Origin of the sequence: Streptomyces sp. V4I8 (assembly GCF_041261225.1) — a bacterium.
GTDB lineage: Bacteria > Actinomycetota > Actinomycetes > Streptomycetales > Streptomycetaceae > Streptomyces.
Genome location: NZ_JBGCCN010000002.1, coordinates 429113 through 452876 on the forward strand (window position 1 = coordinate 429113; position 23764 = coordinate 452876).

General features: G+C 69.0%; 24 protein-coding genes and 5 pseudogenes. 19 read left to right on the forward strand and 10 right to left on the reverse strand.

Annotated features, from left to right (window positions below):
- Positions 1-129: 129 nt before the first annotated feature.
- Positions 130-564 (reverse strand): transposase, encoded by a 435-nt coding sequence (locus ABIE67_RS48150; RefSeq protein ID WP_370270748.1) that lies wholly within the window; start codon positions 562-564, stop codon positions 130-132.
- On the opposite strand from ABIE67_RS48150, the gene ABIE67_RS48155 reads away from it, so the two are divergent.
- From ABIE67_RS48155 to ABIE67_RS48170, 4 genes and pseudogenes are all read left to right on the forward strand, one after another.
- The gene (locus ABIE67_RS48155) at positions 527-1867 is read left to right on the forward strand and encodes an IS701 family transposase (protein ID WP_370270751.1); all 1341 of its coding nucleotides are present in this window, start codon (positions 527-529) and stop codon (positions 1865-1867) included. The two genes, ABIE67_RS48150 and ABIE67_RS48155, sit on opposite strands and share 38 nt — an antisense overlap.
- 113 nt (positions 1868-1980) lie before the next feature.
- The gene (locus tag ABIE67_RS48160; protein ID WP_370252079.1) at positions 1981-3255 is read left to right on the forward strand and encodes an IS701 family transposase; all 1275 of its coding nucleotides are present in this window, start codon (positions 1981-1983) and stop codon (positions 3253-3255) included.
- A 257-nt stretch (positions 3256-3512) separates the two neighbouring features.
- A pseudogene (locus tag ABIE67_RS48165) lies at positions 3513-3881 on the forward strand (transposase); the annotation flags it as partial.
- Between the two features lie 199 nt (positions 3882-4080).
- Positions 4081-4290: pseudogene (locus ABIE67_RS48170) on the forward strand (IS6 family transposase); the annotation flags it as partial.
- On the opposite strand, the gene ABIE67_RS48175 reads toward ABIE67_RS48170, so the two are convergent.
- The 3 genes from ABIE67_RS48175 to ABIE67_RS48185 all read right to left on the reverse strand — a co-directional run bounded on the left by ABIE67_RS48175 (position 4191) and on the right by ABIE67_RS48185 (position 6551).
- Positions 4191-4856, reverse strand: a complete 666-nt coding sequence (locus ABIE67_RS48175) for a transposase family protein (protein ID WP_370270755.1) — start codon at positions 4854-4856, stop codon at positions 4191-4193. The pseudogene ABIE67_RS48170 and the gene ABIE67_RS48175 overlap by 100 nt on opposite strands.
- A 292-nt stretch (positions 4857-5148) precedes the next feature.
- A complete protein-coding gene (locus ABIE67_RS48180; protein WP_370270759.1) occupies positions 5149-5751 on the reverse strand; it encodes a hypothetical protein in 603 nt (200 codons plus the stop codon).
- A 32-nt stretch (positions 5752-5783) separates the two neighbouring features.
- Complete coding sequence (locus ABIE67_RS48185; protein WP_370270762.1) at positions 5784-6551, reverse strand: hypothetical protein; 768 nt, start codon at positions 6549-6551, stop codon at positions 5784-5786.
- Positions 6552-6929: 378 nt separating this feature from the next.
- On the opposite strand from ABIE67_RS48185, the gene ABIE67_RS48190 reads away from it, so the two are divergent.
- The 10 genes and pseudogenes from ABIE67_RS48190 (at position 6930) to ABIE67_RS48235 (ending at position 13598) form a co-directional block, all read left to right on the forward strand.
- Entirely contained in the window at positions 6930-7292 is a 363-nt protein-coding gene (locus ABIE67_RS48190; RefSeq protein ID WP_370270764.1) for a hypothetical protein, read from the forward strand.
- A 524-nt stretch (positions 7293-7816) separates the two neighbouring features.
- A complete protein-coding gene (locus ABIE67_RS48195; RefSeq protein ID WP_370270766.1) occupies positions 7817-8230 on the forward strand; it encodes a WhiB family transcriptional regulator in 414 nt (137 codons plus the stop codon).
- 219 nt (positions 8231-8449) lie between these two features.
- Complete coding sequence (locus ABIE67_RS48200) at positions 8450-8611, forward strand: hypothetical protein (protein ID WP_370270768.1); 162 nt, start codon at positions 8450-8452, stop codon at positions 8609-8611.
- A 46-nt stretch (positions 8612-8657) separates the two neighbouring features.
- Positions 8658-9143 carry a hypothetical protein gene (locus tag ABIE67_RS48205; RefSeq protein WP_370270772.1) on the forward strand — a complete coding sequence of 162 codons (486 nt, stop codon included), beginning with the start codon at positions 8658-8660 and terminating at the stop codon, positions 9141-9143.
- A gap of 140 nt (positions 9144-9283) precedes the next feature.
- Positions 9284-11029, forward strand: coding sequence for an IS1634 family transposase (locus ABIE67_RS48210; RefSeq protein WP_370270775.1), 1746 nt, complete (start codon positions 9284-9286; stop codon positions 11027-11029).
- Between the two features lie 128 nt (positions 11030-11157).
- Positions 11158-11628: a hypothetical protein gene (locus tag ABIE67_RS48215; RefSeq protein ID WP_370270777.1), complete on the forward strand. Its 471-nt coding sequence runs from the start codon at positions 11158-11160 to the stop codon at positions 11626-11628.
- Complete coding sequence (locus ABIE67_RS48220; protein WP_370270781.1) at positions 11625-12053, forward strand: ATP-binding protein; 429 nt, start codon at positions 11625-11627, stop codon at positions 12051-12053. The genes ABIE67_RS48215 and ABIE67_RS48220 overlap by 4 nt, the downstream gene beginning before the upstream one ends.
- A 289-nt stretch (positions 12054-12342) precedes the next feature.
- Positions 12343-12426 (forward strand): annotated as a pseudogene (locus tag ABIE67_RS48225) (hypothetical protein); the annotation flags it as partial.
- Between the two features lie 652 nt (positions 12427-13078).
- Complete coding sequence (locus tag ABIE67_RS48230) at positions 13079-13210, forward strand: hypothetical protein (protein WP_370270846.1); 132 nt, start codon at positions 13079-13081, stop codon at positions 13208-13210.
- A 13-nt stretch (positions 13211-13223) separates the two neighbouring features.
- Positions 13224-13598 carry a helix-turn-helix domain-containing protein gene (locus ABIE67_RS48235; RefSeq protein WP_370270785.1) on the forward strand — a complete coding sequence of 125 codons (375 nt, stop codon included), beginning with the start codon at positions 13224-13226 and terminating at the stop codon, positions 13596-13598.
- 193 nt (positions 13599-13791) lie between these two features.
- On the opposite strand, the pseudogene ABIE67_RS48240 reads toward ABIE67_RS48235, so the two are convergent.
- From ABIE67_RS48240 to ABIE67_RS48265, 6 genes and pseudogenes are all read right to left on the reverse strand, one after another.
- A pseudogene (locus ABIE67_RS48240) lies at positions 13792-13929 on the reverse strand (DDE-type integrase/transposase/recombinase); the annotation flags it as partial.
- 16 nt (positions 13930-13945) lie between these two features.
- Positions 13946-15142, reverse strand: a complete 1197-nt coding sequence (locus tag ABIE67_RS48245; protein WP_370252016.1) for an IS110 family transposase — start codon at positions 15140-15142, stop codon at positions 13946-13948.
- 226 nt (positions 15143-15368) lie between these two features.
- A pseudogene (locus ABIE67_RS48250) lies at positions 15369-15602 on the reverse strand (IS6 family transposase); the annotation flags it as partial.
- An 81-nt stretch (positions 15603-15683) separates the two neighbouring features.
- Entirely contained in the window at positions 15684-16067 is a 384-nt protein-coding gene (locus tag ABIE67_RS48255; protein ID WP_370270790.1) for a hypothetical protein, read from the reverse strand.
- On the reverse strand, positions 16064-16270 hold the full coding sequence (locus ABIE67_RS48260) for a hypothetical protein (protein WP_370270796.1): 207 nt from the start codon (positions 16268-16270) through the stop codon (positions 16064-16066). The genes ABIE67_RS48255 and ABIE67_RS48260 overlap by 4 nt, the downstream gene beginning before the upstream one ends.
- 1854 nt (positions 16271-18124) lie before the next feature.
- On the reverse strand, positions 18125-18319 hold the full coding sequence (locus ABIE67_RS48265) for a DUF1918 domain-containing protein (protein ID WP_370270799.1): 195 nt from the start codon (positions 18317-18319) through the stop codon (positions 18125-18127).
- A gap of 403 nt (positions 18320-18722) precedes the next feature.
- On the opposite strand from ABIE67_RS48265, the gene ABIE67_RS48270 reads away from it, so the two are divergent.
- The 5 genes from ABIE67_RS48270 (at position 18723) to ABIE67_RS48290 (ending at position 23695) form a co-directional block, all read left to right on the forward strand.
- Positions 18723-20315: a Mu transposase C-terminal domain-containing protein gene (locus ABIE67_RS48270; RefSeq protein ID WP_370270804.1), complete on the forward strand. Its 1593-nt coding sequence runs from the start codon at positions 18723-18725 to the stop codon at positions 20313-20315.
- Entirely contained in the window at positions 20308-21078 is a 771-nt protein-coding gene (locus ABIE67_RS48275; protein ID WP_370270808.1) for an AAA family ATPase, read from the forward strand. The genes ABIE67_RS48270 and ABIE67_RS48275 overlap by 8 nt, the downstream gene beginning before the upstream one ends.
- A gap of 161 nt (positions 21079-21239) precedes the next feature.
- The gene (locus ABIE67_RS48280; protein WP_370270847.1) at positions 21240-21875 is read left to right on the forward strand and encodes an AAA family ATPase; all 636 of its coding nucleotides are present in this window, start codon (positions 21240-21242) and stop codon (positions 21873-21875) included.
- Positions 21872-23167 (forward strand): hypothetical protein, encoded by a 1296-nt coding sequence (locus ABIE67_RS48285; RefSeq protein ID WP_370270812.1) that lies wholly within the window; start codon positions 21872-21874, stop codon positions 23165-23167. The genes ABIE67_RS48280 and ABIE67_RS48285 overlap by 4 nt, the downstream gene beginning before the upstream one ends.
- 9 nt (positions 23168-23176) lie before the next feature.
- Positions 23177-23695 carry a hypothetical protein gene (locus tag ABIE67_RS48290; protein WP_370270817.1) on the forward strand — a complete coding sequence of 173 codons (519 nt, stop codon included), beginning with the start codon at positions 23177-23179 and terminating at the stop codon, positions 23693-23695.
- Positions 23696-23764 lie beyond the last annotated feature (69 nt).

Consider the following 23764-nt stretch of genomic DNA (forward strand, 5'->3'; position numbering starts at 1 on the left):
GACACGGGAACGGGCTGAGCCATGTCCCTGGCCTGCGGGTTCCGGTGTCTTGATCCCCTACACCACGTCGCGGGACGCCATCCGTGGTGGATGTCGCGTACTCGGCATCGATGAACTCGAACTTGTCGCTCACCGAGGATCCTTGGCAAAGTACGCTGCGACTTTTTCCGGGAAAGCGACCTTCTGCCGCAGTTCCCTCAGTTCGCGTTCCTGCTCGCGGAGCCGTGCCCGTTCATCCACCGTCAGGGGCGGCTCCTCTCCCACGTTCTCACGGCGGTAGGCGTTGACCCAATTCCCGAGCGTGCCTTCGACAAGTCCGAGTTCCCGGGCGACCTGGGCAACCGGACGCGACGTCTCGATCACCATCTTCACGGCCTCTTCCCGATACTCAGGAGTGAACTTCCTACGTTTCTGCGACAACCGACACGGCAGCTGTAGTTCTTGATCGTTGGCGTGTTCGTGCTGGTCAACGGGGGTGCGGGGGCGGCCGAGGGTAGGGGGACGGCCACCGTGATCATGAGCGTTTGTGACGACGATCAAGGAACAGGTGGCCGTGGAGGCCACGATAGCCGGGCAGGAGTGGACGGCCGCGTTCGGGGCGGTGATGGCCGAGGTCGCTGACTGCTTCCCGCGCCGGGAACCGCGCCTGCTGGCGCGGGAGATGACCGAGGGCATGCTGATGGAGCTCGATACGCGCAACTGCTGGACGCTCGGCGAGGCGCTGGGGCACTCGGGCCCGCACCGGCTGCAGCACTTCCTCTCCCGTGGTGTGTGGGACCACGATCTGGCCCGCGACCGGCTCATGACCTGGGCGGCCGGTGAACTCGCGGACGACCAGGCGGTGTTGATCGTGGACGAGACCGGTGATGAGAAGTCCTCGACCGACTGCGTGGGAGCGGCCCACCAGTACTCCGGGGCGCTCGGCGGTATCGGTCTGTGCCAGGTCTCCGTCCACCTCACCTACGCCTCGGTAAGCGGGCACACGCTGATCGACCGCGCCCTCTACCTGGGCGCCGGGTGGGCCGCCGACGAGGAACGCCGCCTGCTCACCCACGTCCCCGACGAGACCCTGTTCGCCACCAAGCCACAGCTCGCGGCCGCCATGCTGCAGCGTGTACGTGCCCTGGGGATACCGGCCCGCTGGCTGGCCGGCGACGAGGTGTACGGCGGTCGCGAGCTGCGACGGCATGCACGGGCACTCGGCCTCGACTACGCCCTCGCGGTCCGCGCCGACCACCGCGTCACCACCCCAGCCGGCCGCTTCACCGCCACCGAACTCGCCGCCCGCTTACCCCGCCGCACCTGGATGCGCATGCGTACCGGCCACGGGACCAAGGGCGACCGTCACTACGACTGGGCCATGATCGGCGTCCTCGCCGACGACACCCCCGAAAGCGCCGGGCCGGGCCACTCCTACCTGCTGGTGCGCCGCCACCGCTACACCCGCGAACTCTCCTTCTACCGCTGCCACTCCGCAACCGCGGTCACCATGGCCACCCTGGTCGATGTGGTGTGCTGCAGATGGAAAATCGAAGAGGACTTCCAGGCCGGAAAATCCGACTGCGGCCTGGACGAGGGCCAGACCACCTGCTGGAACTCCTGGATGCGCTGGAGCCTGATCAGCATGCTCGCCGCAGCCATCCTGGCCGTCACCCAAGCCCGCGCCGCCGCCCAGACACCCAGCGGCCCACTCGCCCCCTCAAGCACCCGCGAGCTGCTGCGACTCCTACGCGCCACCGCCCTGCGCCCTCCCCGCCGCGACCTGGAGCACCTCCTGCACTGGTCCGCATGGCGCCGCCACCATCAACAGCAAGCCACCGAAGCCCACCGCCGCTGGAACAACATCACCGCCGCAGCAACCACCTGACCAGCAACAATGACCAACCGATCAAGAACTACAGCTGCCGTGTCTAACCCTTCAGCTGTAGATCATGGTGGTTGCGGGAGTTCGAGGGTCTCTAAGCTGGGTAACTGCCGTGTATGAAGGCGGAGTTGCTGGATGTCCCGGTCGAGGTGTCGGACCGGGAGTGGGCGGAGGAGTGGGCGGGGCGGCTGGACGATCTGCTGGTGGGGGTCGGGGACCTGTTCGGCCGGGTGGAGACGCAGTGGCATGGGGAGATGTGCGTCCGGGGCCTACTGGGGCCGGTCTCGCGCAAGAACGGCTGGCAGCTGGCGGAGTGGGCCGGAGAGCGTGTGCCGTGGAACCAGCAGCACTTGCTGGACCGGGCGAAGTGGGACGTGGAGGGGGTGCGGGACTTCACCCGCCGGTACGCCGTCGCCGAGCTGGCGGACGACGGCGTGGGCGCGGGGCCCGGCGGGGCCGGGGTGCTGGTGGTGGACGAGACCGGGTTCGCCAAGCGCGGGAAGGCTTCGGCCGGGGTGGCGAGGCAGCACTCCGGGACGCTCGGCGGGGTATTCCCCTGCCAGATCGGGGTGATGTGTGCGTGGGCCACCGGTGCGGGGCAGGCGTTGATCGACCGGGAGTTGTACCTGCCACGGGAATGGACGGACGAGCCGGATCGCTGCCGGGCCGCGCACGTGCCCGAGCAGCGCGGCTTCCTGACCAAGCCACGGCTGGCGGAGGCGATGATCGAGCGGGCGCTGCCCGACCTGCCTCAGGAGCCGGGGAAGGTGTGGGTGGCCGCCGACGAGGTGTACGGGCGCGAGCGTGCGTTCCGTTCCTTCCTGGAGGAACATCGTCTGCCGTACGTGGTCAACGTGCAGGCGAACTCGCCGGTGCTGCAGCGTCCGGGCTGGCGGCACGCCGCCCGGCTGGTGGAGCGGGTCGCGCGGGAGGAGGACTGGGTCGAACTGCCCGCCGGGCCCTCCCAGTTGGATACCCGCACGTGGCAGTGGTGGGTGCGGCGACTCCCCGGCGAGGAGGAGATGGTCGATGGCCAGGCGTGGGCGCGGTGGCTGGTCGCGCGACGCCGCCTGGAGGATCCCGGCAAACGCGACTACTACCTGGGCTGGGGCCCGGCCGACACCCCGGTCGAGGAGATCGTTTTGGTGCCGGGCGCGCGCTGGCGGGTGGAAGAGGCGATCAAGCTGGCGAAGTCCGCCTGCGGGATGGCTGACTACGAGGTCCGCTCTTTCCACGGCTGGTACCGGCACGTCACCCTCGCCCAGCTGGCCGCCGCGTTCCTGGTCGGCTGCGACGCAGCCACCGCCCGCGAGAACGGCCCGCTGGCCCGGACCCGCTACGGCCAGCCCGCGCCGACAGCACCCGTCGCCGAGAGAGGGGGACCCGCCTGATCCCAGCAGCCCACCCGCCCCCGTCCGCTTCACCGCCTTCGAGATCAGGCGCCTGCTCATCTTGCTCACCCCGCTGCCCGACCGCCACCAACGCATCCGGCACGGCCTGGCCTGGTCCGCCTACCGCCGCCTCCACCAGGCCATCGCCCGTGCCTGCCACCGACGCCGCCGAGCACACGGTCACACCGTCCCAGCCGGACCCGACACACCAACAGAACTCCCGCAACCACCATGATCTACAGCTGAAGGGACTGACCGCGCTGGACGAGCTCCGGTCAAACTACGGCAAGAACTACCCTGGCCTGATTGCCAGTTGGGAACGGGCCTGGGAAGAATTCATCCCCTTCCTCGCCTTCGACCGCGAGATACGCAGGGTCATATACACGACCAACGCCATCGAATCCCTGAACTACCAGCTCCGCAAGATCACCAAGACGCGCGGCCACTTCCCCAGCGACGACGCCGCCGTCAAACTCCTCTACCTCGGCATCCGCCGCATCGAAGGCCGCCACATCGACGGCGACGGTCCCATCCCCAAAGGCCGCGTCCGCGGCACCGGCACCCTCGGCTGGAAACGCGCCATGAACCACTTCATGCTCGCCTTCCCCGACCGCCTCCCCCTCTGACCCCAGCAAGATCACCGACAGTAGCCAACCCGCAGGCCCGACCAGCAAGGCCACACACCTCTACATACACAAAGGAATTGACAACCTCCGGGCCGAGAACAGCCACCAACGGGCCCGTCAAGAAATAACTTGCGTGTTTCTGCTCTTGACGCTGCAGCTCAGGAGCGGTGCTCGTCGACACTTTGTTTCTTGACGGGCCCAACCGACGAGGCAGCGCGAACGCGCCATGAAGTACTTCCGCTCGCCCCGGTCAGCCCAGAAGTTCCTGTCCGCGTTCAGTCAGATTTCGCCTCATTTCCGGCCCCGCCGTCACCTGATGACCGCACCCGCATACCGGGCAGAGATGACCACCCGCTTCACCGTCTGGGACCACATCACCGGCGTCACTGCCCTGCCCACGGCAGGCTGAACCAAGGCTGCCATCCGGCCCCACCACACCCTGCCACACCCCAACAACCCACCAGCCTCGATAAGTTGACGACGCCCCATCGGGTGCTGGTGGAACTGCTCGGCGATTCCCTCGGTGCGCACGGCGGTCTGGTCGTGCATGCGGCCGGGCCGGATGACGCCGGAGAAGAGGGTACGGCCCTGGTGGTCGCTGAAGGTGGTGGTCTTGATGGTGTTCTGCTTCTTCTTGCCGGAGACGAACGCCTTGCGGCCAGGGCGTCCCGCACGCGGGCGGCGGACTTGTACCTCGGTTCCGTCGATGCGCAGGTCCACGCCCTCCGCGGCGGCGTAAGCGAAGACGTCCTCCAGGGTACGCAGCCGCACCCCCGGGCGGTCGGGGACGGCGAAGCCACGGGCCGCCAGGAGCGGGCGGACCTCGCGGATCGCGGCCGAGACGGTGGAGCGGTCCACCTCGTACAGCTGGGCAAGTGCGGCATGCGGCAGCTGGTGACGCAGGTAGACCAGTGTGACCAGCAGCCGGTCGGTGAAGGCCAGTTTCTGCTTGCGGCCGGCACCTGCCGCCCGCATGCGGGGACCGCCACGTCGCTCGCGCAGGACCGATTCTCGAACTGCCGCCCACTTCGGCGCGAGCTCTTCGATCAAGTCGCCGAGATGTTGGCGTGAGACACCGGACAGGGCAGGATGGCTACAGGCCGCACGGGCCCAGGATCGCTTCACAACCTTCCTAACCGTGCGGTCTTTTCGCATGTCACGGGCCCAACGCCATTGCTCCCCAAGTCGTTAGAAAGCGACGTTGACCATGAGGCCGTGTCGCAACCGGCGAACGTCGACAGCACATCACCACGTGCGAAATCCAGGGCTAGGTGTGGTTGTCGACGTGGCGGTGTTGCTGTCGGCGGCACTCTTCGGCGAGGTAGGGATATGCGTGGGCTGTCGCTTCGTACACGCGTTCGCGGATCCGGGCTTTGGCCGTATCACCGCCGAGGAGGCGGTACTGGTCTGCCAGGGTCTGGTCGTACTCGGCGAGGTCGTGCCGGATGTGGTTGACGGTGATGCGTTCGATGAACGCCGGGTCGGAGTCGGGGCCGGCGGGCTCGTCGAACAAGCCGCCTTCCCATCGGTTGTAGGCATCGCAGGCCCGCTCGATGAGTTCCTTGCGGCCCATCACCGGCACGGTGATGGCGAGTTGCTCGACGGCCGTCATGGTCTTTGTCCTGCGGCGGTGTGCGGCTTGCCGGGCGGTCTCGGAGCGGCGTGCGGCCTTGGTCCGGGCGGCGGTGAACTCGGGGCCGGCCTCGGCCTGCTCGACCCGCCGGATGTCATACAGCTGCATGGGGGAGGCCCTGCGGTAGCGGGGATTGGGTTGGCGGCGGTCGGCGGTGCCGAGCAGGTTGCGGATCATCGCGGGTGTCCAGCCACGCGCGGCCAGTTCTGGTGTCGTGACGTACCTTGTCGCGGTCAACGGGGCTCTCCTGGGTCGGCGGCGGATGTTCCTCAGAGCCCGGCAGTGTTTCGGGCGGCTGCGGTGCGGACGCGGGCGGCGTCGGCGGGGCGGATGCCTTGGCTGACGGGGTCGAGGCTGATCAGTTCGCGGTGCAGGCGGCGAATCCGCAGGGCGAGGTCGAGATGGAGGCGGGGGCGTTTGTCGCGGACTTCGGCGACGGTGCGGGGGTTGACGCCAAGACGTGCAGCGAGTGCGGGGGCAGGCCATCCGGCACGTGCCAGGTCGGCCAGGAGCCGGGATGCTTCGGCGGAGTCGGTCAGGCCCGGGGTGCTGGGTTCGCGACGGGCGGGGAGCGGTATGCCGAGCATGGCTTCGGCGGTGGTGCGGGCGATGTCCCGCGCCGCCTGGCCTTGTTCTGGGGTGCGCAGCAGGCGGCGGACCAGGGTCACGGACAGGCCGGCCCTGTCGGCGATGTCCTGTGCGGACATGCCCTGTTCACGCAGCCGGACAGCCCACCGGGCGGCGGCGTACGGCGGGACGCGCGCCGGGAGACCGCGCAGGCGATCGTGGTTGCGCCTGCGGCGGGCCCGGCGCGCCGCCTGGCGGCACTCGGTACGGGTGCAGCCGTAGTCGGCACAGGATGCCTGGCCGTGACGGACGGCAGACCGCTGCGGCCGGCGCTGCACCAGCGGCACAGCCCAGGCGGCGGTGGAGGCGGTCTGTTCGGCTCCGCAGTCGCAGAACCACCGTGGGGTGTCGGCGGTGTTCACCCAGGTTTGGCCGCCGCAGGCAGAGCAGTTGCTGATCGTCATCGGCACGGCTTAACGGTAGCCGCACAGGCCGACTGCATCTTGGGGCTGGATTCACGGGCGATCGACCGGTGTGCTCATAGGCCGAGGAGCAGGTCGTGAGCAGGGTCCTCCGGGGGCCTTCCCGCGGTGCGGAAGCCGGCGTGGGAGCGCTGCGTGCTCGGTCCGCGCATGCGCCGCTGCCTGCGTGGAGCTGGCCCTGCTCGCCTCACGGATGCCCGGCCGTAGGCCGGGAAGCCGCCTGTCAGCCGGGCGTCCCCGTCGGTAGGGTGACGGGCATGGCTGCACCTTTGTCCTTGAAGCGCTTCCTCGCAGAACTCGCAGGGCAGGCAGCAAGTACATCGTTCTGGTCGCCGGGCACCTGCGGCGGGGTCCTGACGTTGATCGATGTATGCGTTCAAGAAGTTCCCGCCGACACGGTGCCGCGCGTCGCGCGCCGCGCAGTGGCCGCCCCCTGCGAAGGGAGCGGTGATGCTTCCGGTACAGCGGCCGTTTCGGCTGGATGACCTGGGTCATGTACGGCTGGCCGCCCGGGGTGCCGGGAATCCGTTTTTCGAGACCGCCCTGGTGCACGAGCCGTATTCCCGGGTCGTCTTCGTCGGACGCGGGTTGCTGTTCGTGACACGTCAGACGGTGCCACGGCCGGGCTGGCGGGTGCATCTGGCGTTCTTCACTTCCCTGCCGGGTGGAGCCTGGTTCGCAGTGTTCCCGCATCCCGACATGCACGTGAGTGCCGGGGCGGCAGGCTGAGGAACTGGCTGCCCGGATGCACGCCGGTACCTGGCAACGGGCCCTGGGCTTGTTCGCGGTTCGGCCGCAGGCAGAGGCGGCCTGAAAGATGGTCTGCAATGATCATCGCGTCGGGTCTTTCTACGGCTCTGGCAGATCCGGCACTGCCCGGCCAGGTTCCGAACCCACTGGCCGGGCTTTTTAGTTGCTTGGCATGCGCTCTGTGATGGTTTGGGCGGCCGCGACTTTCCTCAAGGCGGTGATACAGCCCCACCGCGTGGGCGATGACCTCCGGCGGGAACCGGAACCCCTGAGACACCGACGCCTCGGCCCCACAACGGACCTCTCCCCGAGAAGATCAACGAACCCGGCGATCTTCCCAGCCCCGAGACACCCCACTCAAGTTGACGACGCCCATCCGTGGGCTCCTGGGGCCGGGACCTGCGAGCATCGGCTCGGACGAGCCTGGGCCGAGAGCCCGCCCGATCTTGGTCTTCGATGGCACCGGCTCCCCGTCACCACGCAGAGCACTTCGACGATGTCTCATGCCGCGCGCGTTTGCCATACCGTTCTCGGACTGCGCCTGCCCAGGGGAGGATGGCGGGCCGGACCGGGGAGAGGACGGCGTCGGGGTGGACGGGGAAAATCAGCATGCCTGGGGTGCACGAGCGGTCTGCCGAACCGCAGATCCGGACGAGCTCTTCGTGGACGGCGCGGCCCAGAACAGGGCCAAGGCCCTCTGCACCGGCTGCCCGGTGCGCACCGAATGCCTCGCCTATGCCCTCGACCATCGCATCGAGCACGGAATCTGGGGCGGCATGACCGAGCGTGAGCGGCGGGCTCTCCTGCGACGGCGCCCCCTGGTCACGTCCTGGCGCCGCCTGCTCGACGCCGCCCGGTCGGAACACGGACGACTCATCGGCCCGGATGACGGACAAGCCTGGGACGCCGCAGGATGAAAGCCCACCTGTCCCGCCGCGTCCTCTCCCGGCACAGGCGCCGCTGAGCCAGCGCCTGCAGAGCAGTCGTAAGGCGGTGGGCGGGTACTCCCGTGAGTACCCGCCCACCCCCTTTCGTGCGTGCCCCGCTCGGGTTACCAGCGCATCCCGAGTTGATCGAGGTCGGCGCGCCGCCCGAGGCTGTGGCGGAATGCCTGCTGGGAGGCGGATCACAAGCATGTGCCGGTCGAGGTGCTCCTGGACGGCGAGTTGGTGTTCCCGTGGGTGACTTGGTTCATCGACTGCGCGACCGGCGCGGTCCCGGGGGCGGCGATCACGCCGCACCAGCCCTCCAGGGACGCGATCCTCGCGGCGCTGCGGGTCGCGCTCTCGGCGGGATGAGGACCCTACAGCTCCGTACGGGCCGATCAGCGGCCTGCCCTCGCTGGTGCGGATCGACCGCGGCGCCGACTTCCTGTCCGCGACGGTGGCCGACGCGCTCGGGCATTTCGCGGTGCCGGTGCAGGATCTGCCCGCCTACCGGCCGGACTTGAAGGGGTCGATCGAGAACCTGAACCGGTGCGCCGAGCGGATGCGTTTCGCGTCCCTGCCCCGCTACACCCACGCCCCCTCCCTGCGGTTGCGCCCCGGCGCTCGCAGCACCCGCGTTGAGGGGGCGGAGCCGTTGCCGTTTGCCGAGTTCGTGCGGCTGCTGCTGGAGTGGATCACGTGGTGGAACACCCAGCACACCTCCCAGGCCCTGGGCGGCCTCACGCCGCTTGAGGCGTGGCGGGCCGATACGACCCCGATCGAGGATGTGGACCGCGAACTGCTGCACCGGTACACGCTCGCCGACGACGGCCGCACCCGCACGCTGACGACGAGCGGGGTGCGCTTCAACGAGCGCTATTACGTGCCTGCGTTCCGCAGTTAATGGCGGGGGCCTGGCAGGGAGGAGGGCGTTGTCGCAGGTGAGGGGATTCCGGCCTGGTGGAAAGGCCAGAATCGCCTAGTAACACGTTCCGCTTGATCACTATGCGTTGAGCTGCGGTAATGCTGTTAAGGTCTGGAACCATGTACGTACGGGCGACGACGCGGAAGAACAAGGACGGCTCGACCGTGCGCTACCTGCAACTGGCGCACAACGAGTGGGACGCCGCCACTGGCACCTCCCGCCCGCAGGTGCTGCACAGCTTCGGCCGCGAGGACCAACTCGACCGTGCCGGCATTGAGCGCCTGGTCGCCTCGCTCGCCAAGCTCCTGGACCCGGCCGCCGCCCTGCGGGCCACCTCCGGAGCGGACCTGACGTTCCTGGCCTCGCGGCCGATGGGTGGCGCCCACGCCCTGGATGGCCTGTGGCACCGCATCGGCATCGACACGGTCATGAAGAAGCTCCTGACGAGCAGCCGTCTGGATCCGGCCGCCGAGCGGGTGTTGTTCGCGCTGGTCGCCAACCGGGCCCTGGCACCGAGCTCCAAGCTCGCTGCCACCCGCTGGATCGAGCACGACAGCCACATCCCGGGCCTCGCCGCCACCAGCGACGACGCCTGCTACCGGGCGATGGACTGGCTCCTGAAGATCGAGGACAGACTCGCCGAAGAGGTCTACTGGCAGGTCGCCGACCTGCTCAACCTCGAAGTCGACCTGCTGTTCTTCGACACCACCAGCACCTACTTCGAAACCGGCGAAGCCGACACCCCCGCTGCCCGCGACGAACACGGCCGCCGCCTTCCTGACGAGCCGGCCGACACGACGCAGTCGAGCCAGGCCGCCGAAAGCACCGGCGACGATGAGAAACCGGCGTCGTTCCGCGCCTACGGGAAGAGCAAGGACCACCGACCCGACCTGCCGCAGGTCGTCATCGGCATGGCCGTCACTCGCACCGGCATCCCGATCAGAATCTGGAGCTGGCCCGGGAACACCGCAGACCAGGCATTGATCCGCCAGGTCCGTGAGGACCTGCGCGAGTGGAAGCTGACCCGGGTTGTCTGGGTCGCCGACCGCGGTTTCGCCTCCGAGACCAACCGCCGCTTCCTGCAGCGGGCCGGAGGCCACTACATCCTCGGCGAGAAGATCCGCTCTGGCTCACCCGCCGCCCAAGCGGCCCTGTCGCGCCAGGGACGCTACGCGCACGTGGCCGACAACATGCAGGTCAAGCAAGTCCAACTCCCCGATACCGCCGACCGGTTCGTGATCTGCCACAACCCCGACCAGGCCAAGCGCGACGCTGCGATCCGTGCCGACCTCCTGGCCCAGCTCGAAGAAGCGATCAAGGACTCCGACAAGCTCAAGCCGCTCAAGCGCGCGGAACTGCGTGGGAAGCTGTCCACCAAGCCCGGCCTGCACCGCTTCCTTCGCGCCACCCCCGGCGGGCTGCTGCGGGTCGACAAGACGGCGATCAAAGCCGAAGAGCGACTGGACGGCAAGTTCCTGCTGCGGTGCAGCGACCCTCATCTGTCCGCCGAGGACATCGCGACCGGCTACAAGCAGTTGCTGGAAGTCGAGCGAGGCTGGCGCGATATGAAGACGATCATCGATCTGCGGCCCGTCTACCACCGCAAGGAAGACCGGATACGCGCCCATGTCCTGCTCTGCTGGCTGGCGTTGCTGCTGATCCGCATCGCCGAGACGACCTGCGACGACACCTGGCTGAACCTGCGTGAGGAGCTCGAGCGCATCCACGTCGGCACCTTCACCGGCCCTGCCGGAACCTTCCGCCAGCGCACCGAGACCAGCACCGCCCAGCGCGCCATCCTCGCCAAGCTCGGCGTCACCGAACCCAAGCGCATCATCACCCTGGAACCCGGCACACCCGCCTGACCAGCACGAACGCCCACGCCTAGACACACGCCGATCCGGCGTGCGATCACGCATATCCGCAGGTCAACACACCTTTTCGTGGACTATAGCGACACTGCAGCTGCGGAACTCAGGACGTGGGGGAGTGGATGCACGGCCAGGCGGAGGCGGGATGCAAGGTCCGTGTCCGTTTCATCCCGCACCACGACCACGAGATCGAGGTGTTCGACGCGGTCTCGGGAAAGTATCTGGGCCCCGCCCACCCGTCCGATGCCGCCACCGATGACCAGCGCAGGGCGCACCGGCGGCGTAAGGCAGCCGAGAAACGGCGTCTGGCCCGTGCCCTGTCCGCGGCTGCCGAGCAGACCCGTATCCGGTACGCCGCAGTCACCGAAGCCGAAGTTCCTCGGCAGCTGGGCTCATTGAGCGTAGCCGCGGCCGAGCGGGCGGCCGATCAGGAGCGGCTCGCGGATGCGGCCGAGCTCGCACTGCCCGACCTGATCCCGCCCGCCGCGCCGCCCGACCATTGGGCGACTCCGGCCTCGCTGCGCGCGCAGTGCCGGCCCGCCGAGCCGTCTGGCCATGCCGCCAGCGGTGACACGAGGGGAGCGGAGCAATGACGGGCCAGCTGCCTCCGGGCGAGGGGGACCACTACCTGCACCGGACCCTGCCGGGTGCGCAGGTGGTGACCACCAGGCCGCTGCTGACCGCGCGGGAGAACATCGCGGACACGGTCGCGGCGCGGGCCATGATGTGCGTCTACGGGGCGGCAGGCTGCGGCAAGACCCTCGCGGTCAACTGCGGCCTGCGCGAGCTGGAACCGGGTGAGGAGGTGCGGCAGATCACGTTCCGCGACCGCACCACGGCCCGGGCGGTCCGCTTCGAGATCTTCACAGCGCTCGGCCTGCAAGGCGATGCCCCGGCGCATCCGTCCGAGTTCGACCGGCTCCTCAAGGACGCCCTGGCCGTGAAGCCGCGCACGCTGGTGGTGGACGAGGCGCAGTGGCTCAACTCCGAGGCGTGTGGGGTGCGGGGTTGTCCGTAAGGCGCCAGTTGCCTTTGGCTAGGTATCTCGTTGAGGACTTCGGTGGCGCGCGTCTAATTCAGGTGCTGCCTTAACCGGGGATCGTCGACGTGTTGGTGGGTGGAGCGTGGGGGAGCGGCCTCTTCTTCGGCTGGTGGAGGGCGGGCTCACTGACCTCGCTCCTGAGGCCGGACGGGCACCGGATGTGTGGGTTTTCCAGGCCGACTGCGTCCAGGCGTTCGCGAACACGTGGGTGGTACGGGGCTTCGCTCCGACGACGATCAGTGCCTACAGCTCCCTGCTTCCACGGGTGTTGGCGCACTTCGACCGCCCGGTGTGGCTGATCGAGCCCGCCGAGGTGGACGCGATGCTGCACAGTCTGCTGCTCACGGGCCGGACAGCGTCAACCAGGCGCCGCTATCTGGACATGCTGCGCGCGTTCCACGCCTTCGTACGCCTGCGCTACACAACCGAGATCCGTGCCCTCTACGGCACGACGGTGACCGATCCGCTGGACCGCTTCAACCGGCTGCGTCACGTGTGGGACGAGCCCGCTCGCCATCTGCCGCCCGCCGGCGAACGCCTGGCCGCCTTCTTCGCTTTCGCCCGCACCCGACTGACCATCACCTCCGACTACCCGGCCGCGGCACGGGACTACGCGCTGTGGCGCACCCTGTACCACTCCGCGCCACGGCTGAGCGAAGCGCTTCGCCTCGAGCTGTGCGACGTCCATCCCGAGCTCGGCCCGTTCGGCAAGCTCCATGTACGGTTCGGCAAAGCAGCCAACGCCTCGGGACCACGCCCCAGATGGGCACCCATGCTCGACGGACTGGACCAGATCCTTGCCTGGTACCAGAGCGACATCCGCCCCCTGTTCCCCGACACCGCCGCGCTGTTCTGCGACCCGCAAGGCCAACCGCTGAAGCCAGAGACCGTACGCGACCGCCTCTCCCGCCTCCTGGACACCGAACCAAGACCCGAGGGCGACCGGTTCACCCCCACACGACCTGCGCCGCGCCTGCGCAACCCACCACTACGAACAGGGCATGGACCTGCTCACCGTCCAGCAGCTCCTCGGACACCGTCACATCGCCTCAACCATGGCCTACGTCCGTCCCAGCCTCACCTTCGTCGAGGACGCCTGGCGCCGCGCCACCCTCACCGGCCTGGCCAGCTGACCCCGGAGCCCGCATGACAACACCTCCTCCCATCCGTGCCGTGGAAACCCCCGCCCCTCAGCCCGAGGTGGAATGGAAACTGCGCATCGCCGCGGCACAGCGCGGCATCTGGACCGGAACCGAGCTGCGCCGCCTCCTGGCCGAGCGGGCCGGCCTCGAGCTGTCCGCCGCCTCGGTCTCCGCGCTGTTCACCAAGCAGCCCTCCCAGGTGAAGCTGTCCACCCTGGCCGCCCTGTGCGCAGCGCTCGACTGCACCCCGGGCGACCTGTTGACCTTGCGCGAACCCACCGCGTCCTCACCCCCTCCGCCGCGCATCGCCCCCACCCCGGCCACGCCGTCTCCCCAGCAACAGCCCGAACCCCAGCACCGGTCCCTGCCACCGCTATGACCGCACCCCACCCCGCCACACGTCCACCCGCCACCGTCGCCAGGGCCTCCCGGACCGTCAAAGACACCTGCTCGGCCTGCCACCGCCTGCGCTGGCTGCATCCGGACACGGGACGCTGCGCCTGGTGCTCCCGCACCTGCCTCTGCGGCGCTCCACGACGCTCCACCCAAGACCTGTGCGCAGCATGCCGACGCCGGCGGAAGAACCGCTGGGCGGCACGGGTGTCACGCCTGGGCTGGACAAGAATGTCGAGGACGTTGCCGTCCTGGTCCACGGCGCGCCAGAGGTAGTGGATCTTTCCGTTGATCTTGATGAAGACCTCGTCCATGTGCTTCCCAATCTGGAAGTCAAGCGGAGGTGGTGACTGGTGGTGTGATGGTGTAGCACCGTCGGTCACGGATCAGGGCCCACAGCACGTTGACGCGCCGGCGGGCGAGGGCGAGCACGGCCTGGACGTGGCGTTTGCCCTCAGCGCGTTTTCTGTCGTAGAACTGCCGCGAGTTGGGGTCGCACCGGATGCTGACGAGCGCGGAGGTGTAGAAGACCCTTTGCAGACGGCGGTGGTAACGCTGGGGCCGGTGGAGGTTGCCGCTGACCTTGCCCGAGTCGCGTGGCGCCGGCGCCACGCCGGAGAAGGCGGCGAGGCGGTCGGGGGTGGGGAACGCCTCCAGGCTGCCGCCGACGGCGACGAGGAACTCGGCGCCGAGGACCGTGCCGATGCCCGGCAGCGACTGGATCACTTCGGCGAGTTCGTGCTCGCGAAACCGGCCCTCGATGAGCTTGTCGGTCTCGGCGATCTTCTCGTTGAGGGCCATCACCTCCCTCGCCAGGGTATGCACCATCTTCGCGATCGCTGTCTCGCCCGGGACGGCGGTGTGCTGGCGCTCAGCAGCCTCGATGGCCTTGGCTGCCAGGGAGTCGGGGTTGCGGACCTTGCGGTTGGCCAGCCAGGTGGTCAGTCGGCGCAGGCCGGTGCGGCGGATGGCCGCCGGGCTCTGGTAGCCCGTCAGGAGCAGCAGCGCTCCGGTGGTGCCCATGTCCAGGGTGCGTTCCAGGGCTGGGAACATGCTGGTCAGCAGGGCCTTGAGCCGGTTGGTGGTGCGGGTGCGGTCGGCAACGAGATCCACACGGCGCTCGGTGAGCAGCCTCAGTTCGATGCTCGCGTCTTCACTGGGGCGGATCGGCTGCAGGTCGCGTCTCATGCGGGCCTGGTCGGCGATCACGTGGGCGTCCCGGGCGTCGGTCTTGCCCGCCCCGCGGTAGCTGTCGGTGGCGCGGTTGACCGCGATGCCGGGGAGGTAGACCAGTTCCTGGCCGTGGTTGACGAGCAGGGCGATTAACAGCGCGGGCTCGCCGCCGGTCATGTCCATCGCCCAGGTGACCTCACGGCCGTCGGCGAGGCCCAGGACGTCACCGATCAGCTTCAGTAACTCCGGTTCGTCGTTGGCCACCCGCCGCGACAGCAACGTGTTGCCGTCGCTGTCCAGGGCCAGGCAGTGGTGGTGGGTCTTGCCGCAGTCGGTACCGGCCAATATCCGGCTCATCGTGCTCCAGTCGTCGTACTTGCCTTGCGCACCACGGACGACCTCGCCGGCATTGCTCTACACAGCGACCTGTTCGCACTTCCCAATCGGCGGCCGAGTCGTCGTGGGGAGCCGGGCGGCCAAGCACCGGAAGCCACGAGACGACAGCCACTTGTCAGCCACACCCAGCTCCCCCGGGCCCCACAACCCTACGAACGGCTGCGGTCGGCCCAGGAAGAAGGTAGAGCCACTTGTCGCCGGGGCGGGGACGGCGCCGGCGCAGGCCGTTCGCGTAGGTCTGCCCGAACTTCCGGCTCCACTGCCGCACCGTCTCGTACGAGACAGTGATGCCGCGCTCGAGGAGGAGTTCTTCGACCTCCCGGAAGGAGAGGGGAAAGCGGAAGTACAGCCAGACCGCGTGCGCAATGATCTCCGCCGGATAGCGGAACCCCTGGTACGACGGCGGAACGGCGGTTTCCACGAGCAGGCCCTCCCAAAACGATCAACGAAGCAATCGTCTCACAGGCGCCCACACTCAAGTTGACGGTGCCCCCAGGCGGCATCACTGGCTGCGCCAGGAGTCCAGACGCTGCGCGATGGTGCGCAGATCGGCTTCCTGGGCGCGGACTGCTTGGGCGAGTTCGTAGAGCTCGTCGTCCTTGGCCTGGAGGGGCTTGCCGGAGACGTGCATGTACTGGCTGGTGCAGGCCCAGCCGATGACCAGGTTGTAGTCGGTGAAGGGCCGCAGGAGCAGCGCGGTGTGCAGGAAAGTCGCAGCCCGGGAGGCGGCTTCTTCGTAGTAGAGGACGCCGCGCTCCCGCTCGAACGTGTGCCGGTCGGCCATGAAGCCGAGGGCGCCCCAGTCGGCGATGGGCACGTTCAGGGGGGAGATCGCCGACTGGATCTGCAGGACCCAGCCGACGTCGACGCGGATGATCGGGCTCACCGCTGTCCCGTAGGGAAGCGCGCCTCGACGCCGGGCAGCACCCGGGCGGCTTCCGCGACCGCCCCCTCTACGAACGCGAGACGGTCGGCCTCTTCGACTGTGACGTCGTGGACGTGCTGTTTCAGGCTCCGGCCGGTCAGATTCGCCCTCTGCCGCAGCCGTGCCATCTCGTCCTCGGTGAATTCCACGTTGAGTGCAGGCATAGTGACACGGTACCGCACATGGTACCGACACCGGTACCATGTGCGTGGAGTGTGATCTCTGATCTGCCGTTGGTGGTGCGTTTTGATGTTGTGTGAGCTGGGGTTTCGCAGGTTGAGTGGGTGATCTTCCGGCCAGGCGGCCGAGGACGGTGGCCGGCGCCCTCGTCCATGCACACCCTCGCCCTGTACGCGCCCGCCGCAACTGTATGACGGTGCTGATCAGCGCGTATGACGCGAATGCAGAGGAGACTGTCTGCCCGGCGCTGCAGGGTGCGCGCACCGGGCAGACGGCCGTCTTTGTGTGCGGATGAGTCCGCACGGGGCGTGTATCCGCTTGCCGGCTTTGTGCGCTGAGGCGGTCGTTATCGACGGGGGCGGCCGCCTCTGTATGTCCCGCTGCCGCTGCGGTCGGTGGCGCTGCCGCTGCTGGTAGCGGGGCTGGAGGCGGGTGCCGGCCGCGACGTGTTCGTTGCCCGTCAGGATCGGCATCGCGCGTATCAGGATGGGCAGACGGCGTCCGTCCAGCGCCTCGGCCGTCGACAGGGTGTGCAGGCCGATGCCTACCATGCCCAGGATGAGGCCGGGGAAGGCGCGCTGGCCGTCGTCCAGGCCGAGCCCGTACAGGCCCATCGCCGGACCGCCCGAGGATGTCAGGAGCAGTGGCCACGCGCGTCCAACGGTCCCGGCTCCGAAGATCGTCCCGTTCGGAACGAACGGCCTTATCCCGGTTCACAGGGTGTCGAGCCGTCCGGCGTGACCGGGGCTCACCCGCCCGCTGGTGCGGTGCCCGGCCGTTCCGCCCCACGCGCACCCGGCCGGGTCCGCTTCAGCACCCATGCAGCCGTGGGGAGGGGAGCAACCCGACTGCCACTGGCGAGTACCGTAGATCGGAACGGCATGATGACGCCGCCGCACCCGCCTTGAAGGGCCGTGCCACCAGTACACTGCCCCGGGCCAATGCTGTAAAGCGTGCCGGTACTCGCAGTACCGGAGGCATCACGCAACCTTGCGCGCTTGTGAAAAAACAGGGCTTGCCTGCCCATCTACAGTGACGCGGTGCATCTCCGTATCGGCCGTCGGCCTACCGTGCTGCCAGCAGCAGGGGGTGTAGGGCGGCCACCGCCGCGGTGGGCTGACACGGCGGTGGCCGTCGCGAGGAATATGCGGCTCCCTTTCCGCGCATGCTCCTCGCGTTCGGTCCCTGACCGGCACCCGGGGTGAGCGGGAAGCACCCCGGTTCGGGACGGGCCGGCCGGGACAAGGCCGGCGAAGAGATCAGCTCCGTTCACTGGTTCCCAACTGGGCGTCTGCCCTGCCCCGTGCGCCGCATTCCCGTTCCAGGGGTGCAGAATCCGGCCGATGTTGGAGTTGCCGCAGTGGTTGGCCAAAGGCTGGTAGGTGTCGGCCCGGCCGGGCTGAGCAGCCGGTTCGTCCAGCGTGGGCCAGCGGGCGAGGCTTGCCCCGGCATCTCCCCGGGGGCCGGTTTTCCGCGGTCTGTGCCGGGCCCGTCATGATGGGGGACATTTTCAGTCTCATGGGTGGGTCGGTGCGGCGGTGAATCACCTGGCAGCAGGCCGCTGTCCCCGGAGTGGCCCTCTTCCTTAACGCAGCGCCACCCGCAGGGCGGGCTCCCGACCGGTGACACGGGCCAACAGGGTGCGTCCGGCGTCATTTTCTCCCCGCGGGGATGTCTTCCTTTCCCGGGGATGAGGGGTGGTGCCCTCGTCTTCCGCCTCTACAGGGTCCCGTAACCGCCATCCCTTCTTCCCGGTGGGTGGTTACGGGACCCGGGCTTGGGGTTCATGTACCGGTGACACACGGCCCGGCAGCCCCGCCCCGGGGTGGGGCTGCTGTCTACTCCTCGGTTGAGCAGGGACGCACGACCGTATCCGGACCAGGAGACATCACTGTCTCGTGCCCGTCGTGGAAACGGACCCGGTACGGGGGACCCCCCTCCGGGCCGAGCACCTCGATCACCTCTGCCGTGCGCTCAGGCTGCCCTACGATCCGGCCATGGACAAGAAGCTGGTCTCCCACACTGGCCTGCACGCTGTCCCCTCTCCATCAGACTGACTCCCATCGCTCTGCCTACCCAGTCGGCCACCGTCTTCACCCCTGGCCGGTACCCCGTCCAGGGCCGCACCACCTGTGAGGTGTGGGTTGGGTGTCGTTGAGGTCGCTGGTTGATGCGGGTTGATGTCATTGGTGGTTGTGGGTCCCTGGTGGGGCCCTCTTTTTTTTGTTGTGTGGGTGGTGACAGGAGTCCGTGTTTCGCCTGGCGGGTGGCCGTGTGGATCGGTGTCATGGGGGCCGCGTGTCCTGTGTCGGGTAGTGGCTTGTAGCAGGCGGTCTGTGATGGGGGAGTGGTATTCGGGGTGGTTCATCAGCTCGGGGCGGGGAAGCGTTTTTGCGTTTTGGCTGGTTGCGGGCCTGTTTCGTAGCGTCCTTGGTCATGGCGGACGAGGACGACAGCGCGGGTGGAGGGGTGCTGGGTGACCGGCGTGAGCTGCTGCGTGTTCCCGCTGTGCGTCAGCTGCAACAGCGGCGTGATCGAGGCGAGTTGACGACGTCGCATGTCCGTCTGGTCGCGTCGTCTTTGGGCGTGAGTGTACGAACGGTGTGGCGGTGGCTGGCGCGGGCCGAGGCGACGGGATCACCGGACCCAGCACCGCGTGCCCGTCTGGAGATCACCGATGACGTCGGTGAGGTCCTCGCGGACTGCCTCGGGAATGTGAAGCGGGCGCACGAGGAACTGGCCCGCCGGGCTCTGGCGGCGGGCCGGCGGCCGCCGGGACTGAGCACGTTGCATGACGCGATCCGCCGGGACCTGACCCCGGGGTTCATGGCCGGGCTGCGGGAGGGGATCCCCGCGGCCCGAGGGTTCGATCCGGCGTTCAAACGGCCTGCGGTTCACCGCAACGAGGTGTGGGAGGCCGATCACCAACACGCCCCGCTACGCGTCGTGCTGCCCGACGGCTCCCTGTCGCGGGTGTGGGTGACCTGGTACGAGGACCGGGCTACCCAGATGGTGATGGGCTGGGCGGTCACCGCATCCAGCGCGCACCGGGACTCGGTCCTGGCCGCGCTGCGTTCGGCGGTTTTGACCGGAGACGACTACGGACCGGCCGGGGGCCTGCCCGCCCTGGTACGGATCGACGGGGGCGCGGACTTCGTGTCCAAAGCGGTCAAGGACGCCTTCGGCGCGCTCGGCGTGCCGCTGCAACGGGTCTACACGCCCCGGCACAAGGGCGGCGTGGAACGGTTGAACCGGACCGCGGTGAGCCGGTTCTTCGCCGATCTGCCCCGCTATACCAAGGCCCCGCTCCTCGATCACCGACGGCGCTCCGGCGAGAGCGACCCGCCGCTGGCCTACGAGGCGTTCGTCAGGTTGCTGCGCGAGTGGGTCGAGCGGCACAACACCGTGGATGTGGTGGCCCGTTTGGGGATGACGCCGCTTGAGGCCTGGCAGGCCGATACCACCGAGTTGCGCGAGGTCAGCGCGCGCGATCTGCGTGCCTACATGATGTCCGGCGACGATCGCCCGCGGAAGATCACTAGTCACGGGGTGCAGTTCCACGGCCGGTTCTACATGCCCGAGGACGGCGTGGGCCGCGTTGGTACCCGGGTGCGGGTGCGGTTCATGCCGCACCACGCCCACGAGATCGATCTGTACACCGCTGTCGGTCACCGCTACCTGGGCCGGGCGGTCCTTGCGGACGAGGCCACCGAGGACGAGCGCCGTGCTGTCCTCAAGTCCCGCTCGGCCAGGGACCGCGAGTTGCGCCGGGCCCTGAAGCGTTCCGCGGTCACACGCCGGGACCGGTACGCCGCCGACACCCAGGCGGGCCCGCCCAAGCGGCTGCCTCGTATGACATCGGCCCAGGCCGCGAAGGAACTGAACGCCACAGACTCCAACCGTGGCGCCGCCCCGCTCGAGCGGGCGACCGAGCGCTACACCCCACGCCTGGGCCCCGCCCCCGGCTGGGCCGTCCCCAGGCGCGCCGCCCCCGATCAAGACCGTGCGACGAGGAGTGATCATGAGTAGTGAAGTGCCGCCCGAGCCGGGGGACATGGAGCCGGAGTTCTACCTCGACGTGCCCGGCGCGAAGCTGGTGACCACCGATGTGCTGCTCCAGGTCCAGGACACGATCGCCGAGACGATCGACGCTCGCGCGATGTCGCTGATCTACGGCGCCTCCGGTCTGGGCAAGACGTTCGCCACCCGCGCCGCGCTCCGGGCCATCGCCCCGGATCTGCTGCTGTCCTTGCAGTTCGCCCGCTCACGTCCGGGTCCGAAGGATCTGCGCGAGGAACTCTTCCACCAGCTGCGCCTGCCGGGGAAGATGCCGGGCACCGCCACCCCGTTGTACCGGCAGCTGATGGCCGCGCTGCCCAGGCGCCCGTACGTGATCGTGTGCGACGAGGCCCAGCAGTACAACCGCGCCTGTTTCGAGCTGATCCGCAACTTGTGGGACAACTCCCGCAAGCAGCGGCCGGCCGTGCTGTTCATCGGCGGTCACGAGGCCTACGACACACTGCAGAGCGATCCGTCCCTGGCCTCGCGCCTGTGCGCCCGGCGCGAGGTGAAGGCGATGTCCACCGAAGAGATGCTTGAGGTCATCCCGCTGACCCATACCGTCTGGGCCACGGCCGACCCCGAACTGCTCAAGCACATTGACCGGGTGCATGCCGACGGCTCGATGCGCGAGTGGGCCAAGGTCACTCACTACGTTCTCAAGGGCCTGAAGCACTTCCATACCGACACCGTTGACCGGCAGGTGGTCCACGGGGCCCTGGCCCAGTGCTGACGGCGGCCCGCCGAGGCGGCCTTGGCCCGCTGCTCGCTGCGACGGCGAACCCTGTTGATCCCTCAGCGCACTTCCTGAACACCCCAGGCCTTCAAGGGCTGTGCACCTCTGGCCTCCTCGCCGTCCGCCGCGGCGTCGAGGACTGCCACGCCCGGCGCGCGATGCTCTGCGTGACCGGCACCTCCGGTGTGGGCAAGACCTTCGCCGCCCGCGCGGTGCTCGCCGGCCACCCGGCCCACCGGGCCTGCATGCTCACCCTGCCGTCCCGACCGACCCCGGCCGATCTGCGCACGGCTTTCCACGACGCTCTTCACCTTCCCGGACCGCTGCCCGAGGACCCCGGCGTGTGCGACGCCGCCGTCCTTCACGCGCTGGCTGCCCGGCCGCGGACCGTGGTGGTCGACGAGGCACACCAGCTTTCCTCCGCCTCCTTCGAGTGCCTGCGCTACCTCTACGACAGCCTGCCCGGCGGCCTGTGCATTGTGCTGATCGTCGGCGAGGACGGCGAGACGGTGCTGCGCGAGACGCGGATGCTGAAGACTCGGACCGCCACCTGGTGCGAGATCCGCCCGCTGGATGAGGACCTGGTGGCGCTCGCCGCCCGACGTCTGCACCCACTGTGGCAGCAGGCCTCCTGTGCCCAACTACGCCGTCTGGACGGTCACTTCGCCCGAGGCCGGCTGCGCCGCTGGGCCCTGCTCACCCACCATGCCCGCCGTATCCGGTCCGCCACGCCCGCCTGTCGCGGATGGATCGAGCAACTCGCCGCCCGCGTGGACGACGGGGGTATCGGGTGACGCCGACGGCTCTGCGTTCCGGCCCCATCCCGCCGCTCACCCTCATTACTGACGAGGAGGACGATGTGGCGCTGGCCTGCGCGGCTCGCCGCTGGGCCGACCCGCACGGCGGCCGCATCACGGTCGACCCCACCCCTGCCACCGTCACCTCCGCGTTCCTGGCCCGCGACATCCTGGCCGCGCTCGGCCGCACCGCCTACGCGCCCATCCACGCCCCGGTCATCACCGCACAGCCTGCCTGGCGGGCCGTCGCCTGCTGGATCATCGTCGATGACATCCGCCAATTGACCGTCCTGCGCGCGCACCTGCTCACTCCCGAACGCACCGAACAGCTCTGCGTGCTGCGCGAGTTGACCGGTATCCACCTGATCCTGATGTCCAGCGGCGCCACCGCCAACGACAGCGCCCGCCTCACGACGCACCTCGCAAAAGCGCACCTGGGCGGCGAAGTCGAGTACCTCGACGAGGCCGCCGCGCTGCGCCTGTTCACCGGGCCCGCCGCGCCCCGGCCGAAGCTTCCCCACCCCGCCCGGCAGCGGCCACCAACAACGCGATCCACCGTCTCAGCCCCGGCGCACGGCGTTCCACCTCCCACACGCTCCGCGCCAGGCCTCTCCAGCCAGCGCCGTGCAGGACTGCTCGCCGCCCGGACCTGGCTGACCCGGCAGTGCTGGGCGGCATCGCCTGCCTTGCCCGACCAGCGCGATGTGAAGCTCTTCCTGTCGCGCCTGACTACGCTCAGCCCCACCCCCGAGCACACCGCCGCCCGCCTCCAAGGCGCCCGGGACGGCTTCTCAGCAGCCGGCCTGCACCTGTCCACTCCCGCCGATCTCGCCGCCGACAGCGGCCCGGGGATCTCCACGGTCCCCTTTACCGCCCAGGTCGCGCACCACATCAGCCGAGCCGCCCCCGGCCCGCCCCAAGTCGCCGCGCTGGCCGCCCTCTTGTGTACCGGAGCCGCTGTGGATCGCCTCGTCCACGCCACCGTCGACGACGTCCACCCGGACGGCTCCCACCTCGCCCTGCCCGAGCCCTTCAACAGCGAGCACGACCAGGACCACCCACCGCCCCGCGTCTGGTACGCGATCCCACCCCGCGCCCGGCCCTACCTGCACGCCGCCCGCCTCTTCCGCCAACTCGAAGACGCCCCCGGACACTTCCACCTGTTCAGCAAATCCTTCGGCCACCGCCTCGACACCCTCGTGAAGGACGCAGGGCGCCCCATCCCCGCACTCGACCACCCGCACCCCGGTCCGGCCTGGCACCATCAGGCCCGACTGCTGCGCCCGTAAGGAGTAGCGATGAACCACGGCACCGGAAAGCAGGCCCCGAAAGGAGCCGCAGCAACCGTGACCAGCGCCGACCACGAACACCACACAACAACGGCCCGACGCGCGAAGTTCACCGCACCCTCCAAGACGTCCCCGCACCTCGCCCCAGCTCAGACAGACGACGCCGTGCTGGACCAACTGTTCTACGCGACGCTGGACGAATGCCCACAGTGCCGGGCGGCGCTCCTCGACCGCGTCGCCAGCGACGCGAGGGCAACGCACAAACTGGTCGACTGGGCCTGCCTGATCGCATCCGAGATGTACTGCGGACTCCCCGCAGAGCTCACGGAGGAAGACGCGGCGGGCGACACCCGCCTGCGCCCCTCAGCCACATTCCGCCGGCTCGCCATGAAGTACCGCATGCAGCAACGGACCACCAGCGCCATGTACCACACCCGCCAACCCCCGCAGTGCCGCGAGGCCGCGGACACCGCCGTCACCCTGGTCGCCGGGCTCGACAGGTACTGGACGGACTTCCTCTACCTCTGACGCACTCATGCCTGAGCGTGCACCACCGCTTCCCCACGCCGAGAGCACGGAGACCGGTGTGCCGCTGAC